We start from the raw sequence: 18,403 nt of genomic DNA, 5'->3' as shown, positions 1-18,403 counted from the left end.
GCTCCCGGCCGGACCGGGAGCCCCCAGGCATGATCGCAGCCCTCCCGGCGCCGGAGGCGGGCACCCTGCGTGGTCACGACCCTCCCGGGGCCGGCGGCGGACACCCGCACACAAGTCCGGGCGGGACCGGGGTGTGCGGATCCGTTTCGTGGGCAGACGTGGTTCGTGTGAGGCGGGGCGGTGCGCCTGGGGAGGTCTGCACCGCCCCGCCTGGCCTGCCCGGGGTCGCCCCGCGGCGTTGCCCGGACCGTCCCGCCGCGTTGCCCGGACCGCCCGCCGCCCGAGGAGCGGCGGTCAGGAGACGGCGGCGGGCGGCGGCGTCCAGCGGTCGGCCCGGCCGGGCCGGTGTGCGGCACGCCGGTGCCGGTGGCGCGGCCCCGTGCCGCCGCGCCCCGCTGCCTCGCACCGCCGACCGGGCAGCGCCGGACGTGGCCCGCAGGCGTGACAGCCCGGACCGGTCGGGATCGACCGTTGGCGCGTCCGGTGGGGCTGCGGCGCCACCCCGCCTCGCGCCCCCGACCGGGCGACGCCTGACGAGGCCTGGCGGCACGACCCGCCCGGGACCGGCCGTCCCCGGCCGCACGTGCGTGCGGCCGGGGACGGGACGGCCGTGAGAGCGTCAGCCGGGGAAGCGGCCCGTGGAACGCAGGTGCCAGCGCCGTTCCGCGTAGGCAAGGTCGTCGCGCCACAGGCGTCCGGCGGCCACCCGCATGAGCGGCCGCAGCAGCGGCGTCACCGTACGGGCCACGGCGAATCCCGGACGGTCCGAGGCCGCCACGATCGCCTCGACGACCGCGGTCCGCGGCCGGCCCCGGTCGTCGGGGCCCAGGGGCGTCGCGTGCGTCTCGACGACCGACCCCCGGCCCTCGCCCCGTGTGATGTGCATGACGACCGTGCGTGGTTCGGGCGCCGTGAACACCGCCCGGACCGGCACGACCAGCCGCCCGGCGAGCTTGAAGGACACGTCCACCGTGAAACCGTCCCCGTCCGCCCCCGCGCCGGCGTCGTCCTCGACCACGGCCAGGTCGACGAACGAGTACGGGTGGAACCAGGCCCCGTGCCACGGGTCCAGCCGGTTGGCGACGACATCCTCCGGCTCGCACGTACCGACGCCCGTGTAGACCGCGGACACCGCGCCCGACAGGGCCGGCCGGACCGGCACCACCGGCGCCGCCAGCGGGGACTCGCCGCCCACGTCGTCCAGCCGTACCCACACCAGCACACCGTCGTCGTGCACGGGCAGCGGTTCCCAGCCCGCGAACGGACCGCCCCGCAGCGCGAGCCCGTGCCAGTGGCAGACCAGGGTGCCGCAGCGCACCGGACTGTCCCGCAGGGGTGCGCCCAGGTGGGGACAGACACCGGGCCCGGCGACCAGCCGGCCCCCGGCGTCGCGCCAGACGACCACCTCCCGCCCGGCGACCGTGCGCGCGAGGGGACGGTCGTCGCGGACGTCCAGGGTGGCACCCACGACGTACCAGTTGCCGGACGGGCGTGCCTGCGCCCGCTTCAGCGCCCGCGCGATCACGGCGGGCCGCGCCTCGCGCCACGTCGGGCGCTGCCGCTCCCAGGACACCGGATTCCTGCGCAGCGACAGCGGGAACCGTCGTTCGCGCCCGCCCGAACGGTCGGGACTCATGCGACCTCCTCGTGCTCACGTTCCGGCGCGTGCGGAGCGTGCGGTGCGCCGGGCGTACCGGGCAGCCCGGCGGGCGGCCGCGGCGGACCGGCCGGAGCCTTCCGCCGGGCCGCGGCACGGGCGACCGCCACGCGGACCAGGCCGTCGAGGGCCACCGCGGCACGCCGTCGGCGGGGCACCACGGAACGGCGGTGGACGACCGCGTACCCGTCGTCGGCGACGGAGTCCAGGATCCCGCCGTACAGCACGAACGCCGTGCGGATGCACGGACGGGCCACCGGGTCGAGCATGGCGAGCCCCGGCGCCGCCTCGCGGTACACCCCCCGCGTCAGGTCCTCGAAGGCCCTGAGCGCCTCGGTGATCCGGTGGTCCCGTCGCCCGGTGCGGCGGGACCACCGGAGCAGGTCCCGGTCGGCACCGTGGCTCCGCAGCAGGTCGGCGGGCAGGTAGACGCGGCCCCGGTCGAGGTCCTCGCCCACGTCGCGCAGGAAGTTGGTCAGCTGGAAGGCGACGCCGAGGGCGGCCGCGTGCGGGGCCGCCTCCTCGCGCGGGACGACGGTTCCCAGCACCGGCAGCATCTGCAGTCCGATCACGGCCGCCGAGCCGTGCATGTACGCGCGCAGCTCGTCGTAGGTCGCGTAGTCGGTGACCGACAGGTCGCTGCGCATGGCGGCCATGAAGTCCCGGAAGTGCCCGTGGGGGATGCCGTACCGGCGGGCCGTGTCGGCGAGGGCGAGGACGACCGGGTCGCCGCTGCCGCCGCCGCGCAGACCCCGCTCCAGCCCTTCCTGGAGGGCGGCGAGCGCGGACGCCCGGCGGCGCGGCGGGACGTCGGTCTCCAGCGAGTCGACGATGTCGTCGGCCCAGCGCGCGAAACCGTACAGGGCGTGCACTGCCGGACGCCGTTCCACCGGCAGCAGCCGGGTGGCCAGGAAGTACGTCTTTCCGTGCCGGGCGTTGAGCAGGCGGCAGCGCGTGTAGGCGGCGCGCAGGGACGGCTCGGCGATGCCCGCCGCGTCCAGCTCGCGGGCGGTCATGACGGGGTTCCTTCCGGGGTGACGAGCGCGGAACGCCCGCGCCGGGAGGGTGGGGCCGCAGCCGTGCGGCCGGTGACGCGGGCCGCGGCGAGCTTGCCCGACAGCAGGACGGTCGGCACGCCGACGCCCGGAGTGGTCCCGCAGCCCGCGAGCACGACGTTGTCGGTGCCGCGGACGAGGTTGCGCGGGCGGAACGGGCCGGTCTGGGCGAAGGTGTGGGCGGCCGAGAAGGGCGTGCCCGCCGCGTGCCCCTGGGCGTGCCAGTCGGCCGGCGTGACCAGGGTCTCGTCCTCGACGGCCGCGGCGATCCCGTCGAACCCGCGCCTCTCCAGTTCCCGCAGAACGCTGTCGCGGTAGCGCGGGGCCAGCTCGCCCCAGGCGGCGGCGTCCGGTCCGATGTCCGTGTTCGGGCAGGGGGCCAGGACGTAGTGCAGGTGCCGTCCGGGCGGTGCGAGCGTCGGGTCGGTGGCGGTGGGCCGGGTGATCAGCAGCGACGGGTCGCTCATCAGCTCACCCGTACGGGTGAGTTCGTCGAAGGTGCGGTGCCAGGCGGCACCGAAGGAGAGCGTGTGGTGCGCGAGCTCGGGCCACGTCCGGTCGGTCCCGGCGTGCAGCACGACGGCCGACGGCGCGTGGGTGATCCGCAGGGGGCGGCGGGGCGTCCGGCCGAGCAGCCGGTAGGCGACCGGCAGCTCCGGGGTGAGGACCACGGCGTCGCAGGCGATGCGCTCGTCGGCGGTGACGACGGCGGTGACACGGTTGCCGGAGCGCTCCAGCCGGACGACGTCCTGCCCGAACCGCAGGTCGGCACCCGCCCGCGCGGCGGCGTCCGCCATGGCGCGCGGCACCGCGTGCATGCCGCCGCGCGGGAAGTACACGCCGGCGACGGTGTCCATGTAGGCGATGACCGCGTACGCGGCGAGGGCGCGGGCCGGCGGGACGCCCGCGTACAGCGCCTGGAAGGAGAAGACCCGGCGCAGCCGTTCGTCGCGCAGGTGGCGGCCGATGCGCGCGTCGAGCCTGCCGAAGCCGCCCAGCGCGGCGAGCCGGGCCAGGTCGGGCGTCAGCAGCTGGAGGGGCGAGTCGAAGTTGGTGTCGATGAACCGCCGCATCTGCGCCCGGTAGAGCTGCTCCAGCCAGTGGCGCAGCCCGCGGTACCCGGCGGCCTCCGCGGGCCCCGCGAAGCGCTCGACCTCCGCCTCCATCGCGTCCGCGTCGGTGTGCACGTCGACGCGGCTGCCGTCGGCGAACAGGGCCCGGTAGGCGGGGTGCAGGGGGATCAGGTCGACGCTGTCGCGCAGGTTCTCGCCGACCGCCGCGAAGGCCTCGTCGGCCAGGTCGGGCATGGTCAGGACGGTCGGACCGGTGTCGACGCGGTAGCCGCCGCGCGTCAGGAGCCCCGCGCGTCCGCCCGGCAGCGCGTCGCGCTCGACGATCGTGACGCGGCGGCCGGCGCCCAGCAGGTGGAGCGCGGCCGACAGGCCGGAGAGTCCGGCGCCGACCACGACGACATGGTCGGTGCGTCCGGGAACGGTCCTCATCGCGGGGCCCCTTCGGTGAGCAGCAGAGGGACGGTGGTGCCCCCGTCGGGGGACGGGGGCACGTCGTCGTCCGGGGCGGTCGGACCGTCCCACGGACCGGTCGGGGCGGACGTGGGGGACGCGGCCCGGGAGGTCCCGGCGGTGGCGTGGAACAGCCCCGTCAGACGCCGCCGCGCCACGGGGTCGAGCACGACCGAGTCGAGGTGGCGCGTTCCCTGGGCCACCAGCCGCTCGATCTTCGCCTCGACGGTGTCGCGCGCCCCGACGGCGACCAGGACCTCGCGCACCTCGGCGAGACCGCTGTCGGGCAGGTCCGCCCGGCCCACGGACCGGCGCAGCACCGCGAGGGCGCCGCGGTCGCGGCTCGCCTCCGCGCGGGCCCGGGCCACGGCCATGAGGTAGGTGGGCCGACCCGCCCGGATGTCACCGCCGACCGGTTTGCCGGTCCGGCGGTCGCCGCCGAACGCGTCGAGGAGGTCGTCGCGCAACTGGAAGGCGATGCCCACGCAGCGGCCCGCCGAGCACAGCGCCCCGGTCCGCGCGGAGTCGGCGCCCGCCAGGGCGGCGCCCAGGGCCAGCGGACGCTCCACCGAGTACAGGGCGCTCTTGAGGCACGCGGCGCGGATCGCCCGCGCGAGGGAACGCGAGGACGTGGCCTGTCCCTGTACGTCCAGGTACTGGCCGGCCACCATCTCGGTGCGCATCGCGCTCCACACCTCGCGCACCGCGCGGGTGGTGGCCACCGGGGCCTCGGTCGCCGCGACGACGTCGTCCGCCCACGCCAGGGCCAGGTCCCCGGCGAGGATCGCGGCGGCCTCGCCGAACCGGGGGCCGTGGGCGGCGGGCACGGTGTCGGCGTACTGGGCGGTGACGTCCGCGTGCAGGGCGGGCCGGCCGCGGCGGAACGCCGAGCCGTCCATCACGTCGTCGTGGATCAGCGCGCACGTCTGGATCAGTTCGAGCGCGGCGCCGACGCGCAGCGCGCTCTCCGCCTCGCCCGCCCCTCCGCCGCAGGCGCGCAGCGCCCACCACACGAACCGGGGCCGCATCCGTTTGCCGCCGTCCAGGGTGAAGCGCCGGACGCGTTCGGCGAGGTCCCGTGCGAACACGGGGTCCAGCGCGGCGGCCTCCTCCGCGCGCTCTGCCAGGAGATGGTCGAGGAGACGTCCCACGGCTTCGGGCACGTCGTCGTCTAGGGCGGACAGGTCGCTGACGTCCAGCGGGAAACGGGCGGGCATGGCGCCTTCCGGTCGGCTGTCGGGGGAGGGGCCGCGATCGGCGCGCCCCGGCCGGGTCCCCATCGGACCCGGCCGGGGCGCGCGGGAAGCGCCGGACGGGGTGTCCGCCGCAAAGTGGTGTCTCGCGGGGCTGGGGCACATGCCGGTTCCTCCCGTCGTGATCGCAGTGGGCCCTGACTTCAAGTCATTCCGCGCCAAGGACGGTCATGGATGCGCCAGATGAGCGACTCGCGGACCGATTCCGCTCCGATTCCGCTCTCTCTCCGCTCCGCCCGGGGGACCGGAGGAAGGCGGGCCGGCGAAAGCGCGCAGTAAAACGACGCAAAGACGCTGCGAGTTGTTGTGACGGTGTGTCGCTCCGCATGGTGAAGGAACCAAGGTCGCTCCGAGCGACCCCGAGTCCCCGGCTTCCACGGGTGCGGACGGCCGACGCCGTCCGGGCCCGGACGGGAAGCGGACGACCGCCCGCACGAGGAGCAGCCACCATGACGGCACAGCAGGTCACCGAGCGGACCCTTCCGGCGACGGCGGGTCCCGCCCAGGACTTCTTCACCGACGACGAACTGGCGGCGGGCTTCATCCGGGGTGACGAAGCCTGTCTGGCCGCCGTCTACCACCGCTGGGGACTACTGGTCCACACCCTGGCGCGCCGCAGTCTGGGCGACGCCCGGGAGGCGGAGGACGTGACGCAGACGGTGTTCCTGGCCGCCTGGCGCGGCCGCTCCGGGTTCCGGCCCGAGCGCGGCCCGCTGTCGGCGTGGCTGGTCGGCATCACCCGGCGCAAGATCGCCGACGCCCTGTCGGCGCGCACCCGGCGGGCCGATCTCGTCGCGGCGGCGGGAGCGCGGCTGTCCGTCACCGCCGACGACCGGCACACCCGGCCGGACGCCGTGCTCGACCGCGTCGTGCTCACCCACGAACTGGCGCGGCTGCCCGCCCCGCAGCGCCGCGTCCTCACCCTGGCCTTCTACTGCGACCTCACCCAGAGCCAGATCGCCGAGCTGACGGGCTGGCCCCTGGGCACCGTCAAGAGCCACGCGCGCCGCGGCCTGCACCGGCTCGGGACGCGGGTACGGGAGGAGGACCCGCAAGCCCGCGTCGGCTGAGGCGGTGCACAATCGGTGCGACCTCGCAAACCCGTCCCGGAGGGGGGGCCGCACGGCCGGGTGAGCGCCGCGCGGCCGTCGGCGATCCGCCGGCCGCACCACGCCCGGCGGCCCGTCCGCGGTGCGCCGCACGGCCGACGGTTCGGCCCGGCCTGCATCCGCCCGGCCGTCCGGAGGGGAATGCTGGGCACAGGGCCCCGGCACGGGGCCGAACCGGACGGACAGGACAGGGAGGGCGCGACACGTGCGGGACGCGGACGTCGCCATCGTGGGCGCCGGAGCTGCCGGACTGTCCCTCGCGTACCGGCTGGCACGCGCCGACCCGGCCCGCAGGCCGTCGGTCCTCCTGTTCGAACCCCCGCCCGGCCCGCTGCGCCCGCCGAGCCGCACCTGGTGCTTCTGGGAGCCGGGGCCGGGCCCCTACGACGCCGTCCTGACCGCCCAGTGGCAGCGCCTGCGGGTCCACACCCCCGAAGGGCGTCGCATCGAGGACGGCATCGCGCCCCTGCGCTACAAGATGATCCGCTCCGACGACTTCGAGGCGTTCGTCGGGCGCGAACTGGCGCACAGCGGCCACGTGCGCCGCGTCGAGGCGACCGTCGAGACGGTGGACGGGACCGCCGACGGAGCGGAGATCCGGGCCCGCACCGCCGACGGCCGCCCGCTGACCGTGCGCGCCCGCTGGGTCTTCGACTCCCGCCCGCTCGGGAGCCTGCCGGCGGCCCGCACCACCCTGTTGCAGCACTTCCACGGCTGGTTCGTCCGCGCGGCACAGCCGGTGTTCGACCCCGCCTGCGTCGACCTCATGGATTTCCGGGTCCCGCAGCCGCCGCACGGGCTGGCCTTCGGCTACGTCCTGCCGACGAGCCACCGCGAGGCACTCGTCGAGTACACGGAGTTCTCCGGCGCGCCCCTGTCCCGGCCGGCCTACGAGAGGGCGCTGGACCGGTACACCCACGGCGTGCTGGGGCTCGGGGCGTTCGAGGTGACCGCGACGGAGACCGGTGTGATCCCCATGACGGACGCGCGGTTCGCGCGCCGGACCGCGCCCTCGGTCTTCCGGATCGGCGCGGCGGGCGGTGCCACCCGTCCGTCGACCGGTTACACCTTCGCCGCCGTCCAGCGCCAGACGCGGGCCGTCGCGGCAGCGCTGGCCGCCGGCCGCCACCCGCTGCCCCCGGCCCCGCACTCGGCCCGCTCCCGCGCCATGGACGCGGTGCTGCTGCGCGCTCTGGACAGCGGACGCGTCGGCGGCGCCGAGGTCTTCTCGAGGCTCTTCTCCCGGGTCCCGGCGGAGCGGCTGCTGCGCTTCCTGGACGGCCGGACCCGCCTCCACGAGGACCTCTCGGTCGGCGCGCGCACCCCCGTGCTGCCCATGCTCCGTTCCGTCATGGACCTCTCCCGCCTGCCCCGCACCCCCTTCCCCCGCCCCTGACCCCCTTCCCCCGCCCCTGACCGCCGGACCGGCGACGTCCGCGCGACAGCCCGCCCCACGCCCCCGAGGAGACCTGATGACCCTGCTGCTGCGCGACGCGGACCTGGCCGCCGCGTTCGACCATGCCGCCCGCAGCTACGACACCCTGGTGGCCGCCAACCCGGGCTACCACGCCCATCTGCGGCGCTCCGCGCGCCGCCTCGGCCTGCCGCGCGGCGGGGCCGGTCTGCGCGTCCTCGACCTGGGCTGCGGCACCGGCGCCTCCACCGACGCCCTGGCCGCCGTGTTCCCCGAGGCGCGGATCACCGCGGTGGACGCCTCCGCCGGCATGCTGGAACAAGCGGCCCGCAAACGGTGGCGGCAGGAGGTGGACTTCGTGCACGCCCCGGCGGAACGCCTGGCGCAGGCAGGGGTCGAAGGGCCCTTCGACGCGGTCTTCGCCGCCTACCTCTTCCGCAACGCCACCGACCCGGACGCGGTGCTCGCCGCGGTGCGCGAGGCGCTCGGGCCGCGGGGCCGGCTCGCCGTCCACGAGTACACCCTCAGCGGCCGGGCCGCCCACCGCGCGGTGTGGACGGCGGTGTGCCGGGGCTTCGTCCAGCCCGTCGCCACCGTCCTCGGCGACGGCGAGCTGTACCGCCACCTCTGGCACAGCGTCATCCGGTTCGACACGGCGCAGGCCTTCACCGAGAGGGTCCGCTCCGCCGGCTTCGAGCAGGTGCGGGCGCTGCCCCTGCCCGGCTGGCAGACCGGCATCACCCACACCGTCGTCGGCCGCCGGCCGGGCTCCGACACGGCGGTCGGGCGATGACGGCGGCCCGCCGGTCCGAGGCGGCCCGCCGCGGCAGGGACCGCATGGCCCGCACGATCCGCCCCCGGCCGGGCGCGCCCGCGCTCACCGGCGGCCACCGGCCGACCACCGCCGTGGTGGGCGGCGGCATCGCCGGCCTGGCGGCGGCGACGGCCCTGGCCGAACGGGGCGTACGCGTCACGCTCCACGAACGCGAACCGGCCCTCGGCGGACGCCTGGCCGGGTGGCCGACCGCCCTGGCCGACGGCAGCACCGTCACGATGAGCCGCGGCTTCCACGCGTTCTTCCGCCAGTACTACAACCTGCGCGGACTGCTGCGGCGCACCGATCCGGGGCTCCGCCGCCTCACGGGTCTGCCCGACTACCCGCTGCGCCACAGCAGCGGCACCCACGACAGCTTCCGGCACGTCCCGCGCACCCCGCCGTGGAGCGCGCTGGGCTTCGTCGCGCTGAGCCCCACCTTCGGCCTGCGCGACCTCGCCCGTATGAACCCCGTCGCCGCGCTGCCCCTGCTGGACGTGCGGGTACCGGACGTCTACACGCGCCTCGACGACATCAGCGCCCACGACTTCCTGGAGTCGGTCCGCTTCCCCGAGGCCGCGCACCACCTCGCGTTCGAGGTGTTCTCCCGGAGCTTCTTCGCCGATCCCCGTGGCCTGTCGGCGGCGGAGATGGTGCTGATGTTCCACATCTACTTCCTCGGCTCCGCCGAAGGCCTGCTCTTCGACGTGCCCGACGAGCCCTTTCCCGCCGCGCTCTGGGACCCCCTGGCCGGCTACCTGGAGGGCCACGGTGCCGAACTGCGGACCGGTACGTCCGTCGAGGCGGTCGAACCCACCGGGGACGGCGGCTTCGTCGTGGCCGCCGCGGGCGAGGAGCGGCGGTACGACACCGTGGTCCTCGCCCTGGACACGGCCGGCCTGCGTTCCGTCGTCGCCGGTTCCCCGCGGCTGGCCGACGCCACGTGGCGCGAACGCGTGGCCGGGCTCCGCAACGCCCCGTCCTTCCTGGTCTCGCGCCTGTGGCTGGACCGTCCCGTCGCCGCCGACCGGCCCGGCTTCCTCGGCACCAGCGGCTACGGCTCCCTCGACAACGTCAGCGTGCTGGAACGCTGGGAGGGCGAGGCGGCGCGCTGGGCCGCCCGCACCGGGGGCTCCGTCGTGGAACTGCACGCCTACGCCCTGCCGGAGCGGGCCTCCCGCGACGTCGAACAGCGCCGTCTGCTGGAGCAGTTGCACCGGGTGTACCCGGAGACGCGCGCGGCGGGGGTCGTCGACGCACGCCACGAGTGGCGGGCCGACTGCCCGCTGTTCCCCGTCGGGGGATACGGCGACCGGCCGACCGTGCGCACCACCGACCCCGGGCTGGTCGTCGCCGGCGACCTGGTCCGCACGGACCTGCCGGTGGCCCTCATGGAACGGGCGGCCACGAGCGGCTTCCTCGCCGCCAACACCCTTCTGGAACGCTGGGGAGTGGCGGGCCAGACCCTGTGGACCGTCCCCGACCGCGGGCGGGGCGCGCTGCTGCGCGGACTCGCACGTGCGGGTGGAGACCGGTGGCGAGAGGGTGCGCGCGCCGTGCCGACTGCGAGACGGTTGTCGAGAGACAACATTTTCCCGTTGTAGGAAGGGCTTGGAGGCCGCCGCGCTGACCGGCAAGATCCGCAGCACCCTCCAGGCGCTGCTGCCGCTCGCCGGCGACCACCGACGGGTGCTCACCCTCCTCGACGGCGCCCTGCTCGACTCCCACCGCACCCGGTTCGCCACCCTGATGCCGGTGTCCGCGCGGAGCCGGGCCGGACAGGTCCACCTGCGGGTGACCAGTGCCGGCCACCTGCCCGCGCTGATCGTGCGCCGCGACGGCCGGGTGGCGGAGGTCGACACCTCCGGTCAGCTCATCGGGGCCCTCCCGTAGGTGAACGCACGCACCGCGACGGCCGTCCTGGGCCCCGGCGAAACGTGCCTGCCGTACACCGGCGGCATCACCGAGGCCCGCGGCGGTCCCCTGGGCGACCAGATGTACGGTGAGCACCGGCTGCTCGCCGCCCTGGCCGAATGCGCGAGAATGCCGGCGGAAGCGGTGGTCGAACGCGTGCAGATGCTCGCGGCACAGTGGCTGGGCGGGGGCAGGCACGACGACACGGCGGCCCTGGCCATCACCCATCCGACGAACGACCGAGCACAGCTCCACCTCGTGGACGGGCACACCGCCCGGGCCCGGGCCGCGCAGGACTGGACGGAGGAAGAGGGCGCATGACCGATGCGCGAACGACCGATCGCGAGGTCGCTCCGTTGCGCGAGCGGCTGTGGGCGGCGGCCGTGGACGCGGACGAGGCGGGCGCGGTCGCCGTCCTGCGCGGCGCCGCCCAGGACGGCCGGCCCGAGGAGGCCCTGCTCCTCGACGTCGTCGCCGCAGTGCAGCGACGGGTGGGCGAGGAGTGGACCGCCAACCGGATCACGGTGGCCGCCGAACACGCGGCCACCGCCGTCACCGACGGCGCCGTGGCCGCCCTCGCCCACGACCTCCCCCGGCCCACCGGTCACCGGCCGCGGGTGACCGTGGCCTGTGTGGACGGGGAGCGGCACGCCCTTCCGGCCCGGCCGGTGGCGGAGACCCTGCGCCGTCGCGGCCGGCGGGTGGACTTCCCGGGCGCCCACGTACCGACGCCTCACCTCGTCGCCCACCTGCACGCCACCGCGCCCGATGCCGTCCTGCTCTCGGCGTCGCTCCCCACCCGGCTGCCCACGGCGCACGCGGCGCTCACGGCGTGCCAGTCGACCGGCGTCCCCCTCCTGGTGGGCGGCGCCGCGTCCGGTCCCGACGGCCGCGAGGCCCGCGCCGTGCGCGCCGACGGCTGGGCCGCGCACGCGCGGCACGCCGCCGACCTGCTGGAGGCAGGTGGCGAGAAGCCGTACGCGCCGGCCGCGCGGCACCAGGTCGACGACCTGCCGCACCTGGCCGACCAGGAGCACACACTGATCACCCGCACCAGGGCCGCCCTGGTACGGCAGGTGCTGCACGACCCGTGGGAGCGGTCCCCGGTGCTGCGGTCCTCCACCCCGCAACAGCAGGACCGCACGGCCGAGGACATCCGGCACATCATCGAATTCCTGGCCACGGCCCTCTACTTCGACGACCCGGACATCTTCGCCCGGTTCGTCGGCCGGACCACCGGCGTCCTCACCGCGCGAGGCGTCCCCGTCGAGTCGCTCCACCTCGGCCTGACGGTACTCGCCGGACACCTGTACGACTTCCCCCGCGCCCGGCGCTTCCTGAACGAGACGGCGCCGGACCTCGACTCGTTCGCCACCACCCTCTCCGTCACCGGCACAGGAACACCCGCATGAGCACGCACGTCCCCTTCCAGATCACCACCACGGCCTCCGGCCCGAGCGCCCTCACCCTGGCGGTCGTGGGTGAACTCGACCACGACGCCGGGCACTTCCCGGCCCTGCTCACCTGCGCCATCGAGGACCACGAGCGGGACCACGGGGCGACGCTGCGGGACCTGCACCTGGACTGCGCCGACCTCACCCTGATCGACTCGACGGGGTTGGCCATGCTGCTCATGCTGCGCCGGCGGACCCACCCGGCCGGGATCACCCTGCATCTCGACAACCGGCCCGTCCACCTGGAGCGCATGCTCCAGCTCACCGGTACCACCGAGTACCTCACCGAACCCCAGCCCCACGACGGGCGGCACACCGACCAGTCGGACGTCGCACCCGCACCCTGACGCCGACCGCCCGCCGACGCCCACCACTCGCGCGGACGCCGATGCCGAGGCCGTAGCCCCGCGACCCGCTCACCCGCCCCGCCGCACGGCGGCCGGCGGGCGAGCGGGCCCCTGCCGTCCCCGCGGTCAGTCCAGTGCGGCGCCGCGCGCCGCGGCCTCGCGCTCGGTGCCGGCGTCGGCCGTCGCCAGGGTGCCGTTCGCGCTCTCGAGGTGGGCGCGGACGAACCACTGGAACTGCTCCAGGTCCCGCAACTGCTCGATCAGCAGGTCCTCGGTGGCGGGATCGAGGTCGCCGACCTCCTTGATCGAGCTCCGTACGCCCTCGATCAGGCCGGTGTAGACCACGTCGAGGGCGCCCAGGTGCGCGATCGCGCTGTCCCGTCCGATGGAGTAGTCCTGCCACGTCCGCTCGTCGACCAGCGTGCCGGGCGTGCCCTGCGCGACTCCGCCCAGGGCCGCGATGCGCTCGGCCACGTCGTCGGCCATCTCACGCACCCGGTCGACCTGGGGGTCGATCATCTCGTGCACGGAGATGAAGTGGGGCCCCACCACGTTCCAGTGCACGTGCTTGAGGGTGAGGTGCAGATCGTTCAGGGCGTGCAGCCGCAGGCGCAGCGCGCCGATGAGACGGCCGGCGGTCTCCCGCTCGATGCCCGGAACGGTGTACTTGGGAGTCAGGTCCTTCGCCATCTGCGCAGCTCCTTCAGGTCATGGGGTGTTCGGTGCCCTGATGCCCCGCACCCGGTGCGACAGGCCTGTGAACCGCGTCGCTCCACCGATCGGACCACCGGTCCGGCCGCGGCGCGGTCCGGAGACCGCCGTACGGGTGTCGGCGCCGGACGGACCGGGCACGCTCGGTCCGGCATCCGGGCGGGGTGCCGCGAGGGGCACGCGTGACATTCCGGGTCTGCCGGACGTCCGGATGCACGCGGGGCTCCACCGGGGCCGTGGTCTGGGCCAGTAGGGTGAAAGGGTGAACGAGGGGAGACCGGTGAGAGCGGCGCGCAGCCTGGCGACGCTGGACGACGTGGAGAGCGGCGACCACGTCTGTCAGTTCCTGGAACCGGCCGAGAACGGCGTGGAGCGCAGCCGTGCCTTCGTGGCCGACGGCGAGCTCTTCGGTGACAAGCTGGTCATCGTCGGCACGGACGGCCGTCCCGCTCCGGAGATCGCCGACGCGTCGGCCCGCGTCGTCCTGGATCCGGCCCGGCTGGACGGCTCCTCCCTGCTGGCCGCGGTGCGCAGGGAGGCCGCGAGCGCCGGACGCGAGGGTTTCCGGGCCCTGCGGATCCTGCGGCACGTGACGGCCGACCACCGTGACGCCCGGCGCGACACCATGCTGCAGAGCGAACTCGATCTCGAGGAGTTCGCCGCGGACAGCGGTGCGATGGTGCTGTGCACCTATCGGCCCGCAGACTGGGACCCGCCGACACTCGACCAAGTCAGGTGTGTGCATCCGCACCACGTGGGCAGCCGACCCGCAGCGCCTGAGTTCCGGGTGTACACAACCGGAGAGGGCCGCTGGACGGTGAGCGGAGTGATCGATTCCGAAGGTGCCGCGGCGTTCGGCGCCGTACTGCGCGGCCTGGTCGCGCACGCCGCGACCCTCCGCCTGACATGTCACGACCTCGAGTTCTTCGACGCGGCCGGCATGCGTGCCCTGGCCGACGCCGCCAGATTCCTGCCGGAGCGAGTGGTGATCATCGAGGGGGCCAACGAAACCGTACGCCTGAGCTGGGGGCTCTCGGGATACGCCGTACCGGAGGTACCCGTGGTGATGGTGCCATGACCGTGTCCTCTCCGCGGGAGTCCGCGGCCACTCCTACGGGATACCGGCACGAGCTGTACCCCTACCGGGGCCGGCAGGAGTTCCTCGACGGCACCCTGGACTTCATCCACGAGGCGCTCGACGGGGACGAGGCCGTCGTCGTGGCCGTGCCGGACGACAAGGTGACGCTGCTGCGCGCGGAGCTTCCCCAGCTGTCGGCGGTCCGCTTCGTCGACACCGGCGCCGTCGCCCACCATCCCGGCCGCCTCATCGCCGCCTGGCAGCGGTGGATAGGGGAGCACGCCGCCGAGGGACGACCCGTGCGGGGCATCGGCGAGTCGCCCTGGGAGGCCGCCCGCAGTCGCGCCGAGGTGCGCGAACTGCAGTACTACGAGTGGCTGTTGAACAAGGCCTTCGCCCAGAGCCCCGCCTGGTGGCTGCTGTGCCCGTACGACGCCGACGGCGGGTACGCCGACCTGAAGGCGATGGCACGCTGCCATCCCGAGGTGCGCCGCGACGGCCGCTCGCGGGCGAGCGACGGATACGACGCGCAGGCGGCCTACCCGTTCGAGCCCCTGGACCGGCCGTGCGACCCGTACGTGGAGATGCGCTATGCCGGCGGGGACCTGTCCGCGGTCCGCGCGAAGATCGCCGAGTGTGCCCGTCGGCACGGTCTGGACGGCTCGCGGCTGAGGGAACTGTCCCTCGCGGCCACGGAGATCGCGGGCAACAGCATCGAGCACGGCGGCGGCCACGGAGTGCTCCGGACCTGGGTCGAGGACGACCGCATGATCTGCGAGTTCCGCGACCGGGGCTACCTGGACGACCCCCTCGTGGGGCGGACCGGGCCGAACGCCGCGCAGGTCGGCGGCCGCGGACTGTGGCTGGCGCACCAGCTCTGCGACCTCGTCGAGATCCGCTCCACCCCCGAGGAGGGGACGACCGTCCGCCTGCACACCGCACTGCGCGACTGAGGCCGGCCCCTCCGACCGCCCGCCGTCAGGGCAGCGGCGTGCCCCCGGTGGCGTTGAGGATCTCGGCGGTGATGAAACTCGCCTCCTGCGAGGCGAGGTAGACGTAGGCGGGAGCCAGCTCGGCAGGCTGCGCCGGACGGCCCAGCGGGCTCTGCTTGCCGAACTCGGTCGTGTCGGGCATCGTCGCCGGGATCAGGGGCGTCCACACCGGGCCCGGCGCGACCGCGTTGACCCGGATGCCGCGTTCCGCGACCATCTGCGCCAGCCCCTGCGTGAAGGTGACGATCGCGCCCTTCGTCATGGCGTAGTCGAGCAGGTGCGGGCTGGGCTTGTACGCCTGCACGGACGTGGAGTTGATGACGCAGGCGCCCCGCGGCATGTGCGGCAGCGCGAACTTGGTGAGCCAGAACATGCCGTAGAGGTTGGTGCGCAGGACGCGGTCGAACTGCTCGGTGGTGATCGCCTCGATGCCGTCCGGCTGGGACATCTGGTACGCCGCGTTGTTGACCAGGACGTCGATCCCGCCGAACTCCGCGACCGCCCGGTCGATCAGCGCCCTGCACCGGCTCTCCTCGCGGATGTCGCACGGGACGGCGACGGCCTTGCGCCCGGCGTCCTCGACCAGCCGGGCCGTCTCGCGCGCGTCGTCCTCCTCCTCGGCCAGGTGGGTGAACAGCACGTCGGCGCCCTCGCGGGCGTAGGCGAGGGCGACCGCCCGCCCGATGCCGGAGTCGCCGCCCGTGATGACCGCCCTGCGGCCCTCCAGCCGGCCGGAACCGCGGTAGGACTCCTCGCCGTGGTCGGGCGGCGGATCCATCGGTCCGGTCCAGCCGGGATGCGGCTGGTCCTGGGAGGGGAAGTCGGGCCGCGGATGCTGGGTGGTGGGGTCCTGCTGACTGCGGTGCTCGTCCGTCACGTGGACCTCCTCGTCCTCGGGGATGGGTGGGCAGACCGGGTTCCCCACCGTGACCGGCCGAAAAGTATCCTTCGAATACCGTTCAGGAAGCAGTCCGAATGTTTCGGAACCGTCGCGTCCCGCCAATGGATCTCCACCGCCCTTCTCCCGTCGCGCCCATGCGCGGCGATCACCCTGCTGGGAGCCCTGGTCTGCTGGAATGCCGCCCTCGAAACCCCGAGTTTCTACTCGAACGTTTCGAAATAATTACCGAAACTGTTGACTGTTGACGGGGACAGCTCAACACTTTCGCCATTCCCGTCCCCGAAGGAAGAGGCGCGCACATGACCGCGTTCACCCATCCGAAGAGCCGCGGACGCGGGCGGTTCCGCACGCTCGTCCGAAGCGCCTGGGCCGTCGCCCTGGCCGCCGTGATGGCGATGCTGCTGCCGGGAGCCGCCCACGCCGACACCGTCGTCACGTCCAACCGGACCGGCACCGACAACGGCTACTTCTACTCGTTCTGGACCGACAGCCCCGGGACCGTGTCCATGAACCTGGGCTCCGGCGGCACCTACGGCACCTCGTGGCGCAACACCGGCAACTTCGTCGCCGGCAAGGGCTGGAGCACCGGCGGCCGCAGGGCCGTGACCTACTCCGGCACCTTCAACCCGTCCGGCAACGCCTACCTGACGCTCTACGGGTGGTCGACCAACCCGCTCGTGGAGTACTACATCGTCGACAACTGGGGCACCTACCGGCCCACCGGCACCTTCAAGGGCACCGTCACCAGCGACGGCGGCACCTACGACATCTACCAGACCACGCGGTACAACGCCCCCTCGATCGAGGGCACCCGCACCTTCAACCAGTACTGGAGCGTCCGGCAGTCGAAGCGGACCGGCGGAACCATCACCACGGGCAACCACTTCGACGCCTGGGCCCGCGCCGGAATGAGCCTGGGCACCTTCAACTACATGATCCTCGCCACCGAGGGTTACCAGAGCAGCGGAAGCTCCAACATCACGCTGGGCGACAGCGGTTCGGGCGGGGGCGGCGGTGGGGGCGGTGGCGGCACCGGTTGTTCCGCCACCCTCTCCGCCGGTGAGCGGTGGGGTGACCGGTACAACCTGAACGTGTCGGTGAGCGGGTCGAGCGACTGGACGGTGACGATGAACGTCCCGTCGCCGGCGAGGATCCTCTCCACCTGGAACGTCGGCGCCGCCTATCCCAGCAGTCAGGTGCTGACCGCGAAGCCCGACGGCAGCGGCAACAACTGGGGCGTCACCGTGCAGCCCAACGGCAACTGGACCTGGCCGACCGTCTCCTGCACGCCGAGCTGACCCCGCCGTCCCCGAGTGGAGGACCGATCCGCATGAGCACCAGAACGCGTCTCGCGACGCGCCGGCCGGGCGCGGCCCTGGCCGTCCTCGCGCTGGCCGCCGCCGGCACCCTCACCGTCCAGGCCGCCCCGGCGAAGGCCGCCACCTGCAACGGGTACGTCGGACTCACCTTCGACGACGGCCCGTCCGGGAGCACCCCGGGCCTGCTCAACGCCCTGAAGCAGAACGGGCTCCGGGCCACCATGTTCAACCAGGGCCAGTACGCCGCCGCCAACCCCGCCCAGGTGCGCGCCCAGGTCGACGCCGGCATGTGGGTGGGCAACCACAGCTACACCCACCCGCACCTGCCGCAGCTCTCCCCGTCGCAGATCGACTCGGAGATCTCCCGCACCCAACAGGCCATCGCGGCAGCGGGCGGCGGGACCCCAAAGCTGTTCCGGCCGCCGTACGGCGAGACCAACGCGACGGTGAGGTCGGTCGAGGCCAAGTACGGGCTCACCGAGGTCATCTGGGACGTCGACTCCCAGGACTGGAACGGCGCGAGCACCGACGCGATCGTCCAGGCCGCCGCGCGGCTCACCAACGGCCAGACCATCCTCATGCACGACTGGTCCGCCAACACCCTCGCCGCCATCCCCCGCATCGCGCAGAACCTGGCGGGGCGCGGCCTGTGCGCCGGCATGATCTCCCCCCAGACCGGCAGGGCGGTGGCGCCCGACGGCGGCGGCGGGGGAGGTGGCGGCGGTGGGGGCGGTGGTACCGGTTGTTCCGCGACTCTTTCGGCGGGTGAGCGGTGGGGTGACCGGTACAACCTGAACGTGTCGGTGAGCGGGTCGAGCGACTGGACGGTGACGATGAACGTCCCGTCGCCGGCGAGGATCCT

General features: G+C 74.4%; 16 protein-coding genes and 1 pseudogene. 11 read left to right on the top strand and 6 right to left on the bottom strand.

All coding sequences use genetic code 11. The features are described 5' to 3' along the window. Window positions 1-619 precede the first annotated feature (619 nt). Genes ACGFQC_RS28020 through ACGFQC_RS28005 form a run of 4 tightly spaced genes read right to left on the bottom strand, consistent with a single transcriptional unit; the run spans window position 620 to window position 5,452 of the window. Window positions 620-1,636 (bottom strand): DUF5914 domain-containing protein, encoded by a 1,017-nt coding sequence (locus tag ACGFQC_RS28020; protein ID WP_363089648.1) that lies wholly within the window; start codon window positions 1,634-1,636, stop codon window positions 620-622. Further along, a complete protein-coding gene (locus ACGFQC_RS28015; protein ID WP_363089647.1) occupies window positions 1,633-2,673 on the bottom strand; it encodes a phytoene/squalene synthase family protein in 1,041 nt (346 codons plus the stop codon). The genes ACGFQC_RS28020 and ACGFQC_RS28015 overlap by 4 nt, the downstream gene beginning before the upstream one ends. After that, window positions 2,670-4,214: a phytoene desaturase gene (locus ACGFQC_RS28010; protein WP_363089646.1), complete on the bottom strand. Its 1,545-nt coding sequence runs from the start codon at window positions 4,212-4,214 to the stop codon at window positions 2,670-2,672. Before ACGFQC_RS28010 ends, ACGFQC_RS28015 begins: the two co-directional genes overlap by 4 nt. Further along, on the bottom strand, window positions 4,211-5,452 hold the full coding sequence (locus tag ACGFQC_RS28005; protein ID WP_363089645.1) for a polyprenyl synthetase family protein: 1,242 nt from the start codon (window positions 5,450-5,452) through the stop codon (window positions 4,211-4,213). The genes ACGFQC_RS28010 and ACGFQC_RS28005 overlap by 4 nt, the downstream gene beginning before the upstream one ends. Window positions 5,453-5,937: 485 nt before the next feature. Here ACGFQC_RS28005 and ACGFQC_RS28000 point away from each other — a divergent pair, with 485 nt between their 5' ends. From ACGFQC_RS28000 to ACGFQC_RS27970, 7 genes and pseudogenes are all read left to right on the top strand, one after another. After that, window positions 5,938-6,558 carry a sigma-70 family RNA polymerase sigma factor gene (locus ACGFQC_RS28000; protein WP_363089644.1) on the top strand — a complete coding sequence of 207 codons (621 nt, stop codon included), beginning with the start codon at window positions 5,938-5,940 and terminating at the stop codon, window positions 6,556-6,558. A gap of 244 nt (window positions 6,559-6,802) precedes the next feature. Next, on the top strand, window positions 6,803-7,993 hold the full coding sequence (locus tag ACGFQC_RS27995) for a lycopene cyclase family protein (protein ID WP_363089643.1): 1,191 nt from the start codon (window positions 6,803-6,805) through the stop codon (window positions 7,991-7,993). Between the two features lie 76 nt (window positions 7,994-8,069). After that, window positions 8,070-8,804 (top strand): methyltransferase domain-containing protein, encoded by a 735-nt coding sequence (locus ACGFQC_RS27990; RefSeq protein WP_363089642.1) that lies wholly within the window; start codon window positions 8,070-8,072, stop codon window positions 8,802-8,804. 44 nt (window positions 8,805-8,848) lie between these two features. Further along, window positions 8,849-10,429 (top strand): FAD-dependent oxidoreductase, encoded by a 1,581-nt coding sequence (locus tag ACGFQC_RS27985; RefSeq protein ID WP_393288835.1) that lies wholly within the window; start codon window positions 8,849-8,851, stop codon window positions 10,427-10,429. Further along, window positions 10,425-11,060, top strand: a pseudogene (locus tag ACGFQC_RS27980) (PP2C family protein-serine/threonine phosphatase); the annotation flags it as partial. The gene ACGFQC_RS27985 and the pseudogene ACGFQC_RS27980, both read left to right, overlap by 5 nt. Next, complete coding sequence (locus ACGFQC_RS27975; RefSeq protein WP_363089640.1) at window positions 11,057-12,151, top strand: cobalamin B12-binding domain-containing protein; 1,095 nt, start codon at window positions 11,057-11,059, stop codon at window positions 12,149-12,151. The pseudogene ACGFQC_RS27980 and the gene ACGFQC_RS27975, both read left to right, overlap by 4 nt. Further along, complete coding sequence (locus ACGFQC_RS27970; RefSeq protein WP_363089639.1) at window positions 12,148-12,540, top strand: STAS domain-containing protein; 393 nt, start codon at window positions 12,148-12,150, stop codon at window positions 12,538-12,540. The genes ACGFQC_RS27975 and ACGFQC_RS27970 overlap by 4 nt, the downstream gene beginning before the upstream one ends. Window positions 12,541-12,666: 126 nt before the next feature. Here ACGFQC_RS27970 and ACGFQC_RS27965 read toward each other — a convergent pair whose 3' ends face one another. Continuing rightward, on the bottom strand, window positions 12,667-13,230 hold the full coding sequence (locus ACGFQC_RS27965) for a DNA starvation/stationary phase protection protein (RefSeq protein WP_363089638.1): 564 nt from the start codon (window positions 13,228-13,230) through the stop codon (window positions 12,667-12,669). Between the two features lie 283 nt (window positions 13,231-13,513). Between ACGFQC_RS27965 and ACGFQC_RS27960 the strand changes: the two genes are divergently transcribed. Together ACGFQC_RS27960 and ACGFQC_RS27955 are read left to right on the top strand one after the other, a co-directional pair. Further along, entirely contained in the window at window positions 13,514-14,329 is an 816-nt protein-coding gene (locus ACGFQC_RS27960; protein ID WP_363089637.1) for an MEDS domain-containing protein, read from the top strand. After that, a complete protein-coding gene (locus tag ACGFQC_RS27955; protein WP_363089636.1) occupies window positions 14,326-15,282 on the top strand; it encodes a sensor histidine kinase in 957 nt (318 codons plus the stop codon). The genes ACGFQC_RS27960 and ACGFQC_RS27955 overlap by 4 nt, the downstream gene beginning before the upstream one ends. Before the next feature lie 25 nt (window positions 15,283-15,307). Here ACGFQC_RS27955 and ACGFQC_RS27950 read toward each other — a convergent pair whose 3' ends face one another. Then, a complete protein-coding gene (locus ACGFQC_RS27950; RefSeq protein ID WP_363089635.1) occupies window positions 15,308-16,198 on the bottom strand; it encodes an SDR family oxidoreductase in 891 nt (296 codons plus the stop codon). 323 nt (window positions 16,199-16,521) lie between these two features. On the opposite strand from ACGFQC_RS27950, the gene ACGFQC_RS27945 reads away from it, so the two are divergent. Together ACGFQC_RS27945 and ACGFQC_RS27940 are read left to right on the top strand one after the other, a co-directional pair. Next, complete coding sequence (locus ACGFQC_RS27945) at window positions 16,522-17,520, top strand: glycoside hydrolase family 11 protein (RefSeq protein WP_363089634.1); 999 nt, start codon at window positions 16,522-16,524, stop codon at window positions 17,518-17,520. Between the two features lie 32 nt (window positions 17,521-17,552). After that, the coding region (locus ACGFQC_RS27940) for a polysaccharide deacetylase family protein (RefSeq protein WP_393288832.1) at window positions 17,553-18,403 on the top strand (851 nt) is incomplete at its 3' end.

Source organism: Streptomyces sp. NPDC048734 (assembly GCF_043198675.1).
GTDB lineage: Bacteria > Actinomycetota > Actinomycetes > Streptomycetales > Streptomycetaceae > Streptomyces.
The sequence above is the reverse complement of the archived record's forward strand: the minus strand, read 5'-3'. Positions and strand labels throughout refer to the sequence as shown.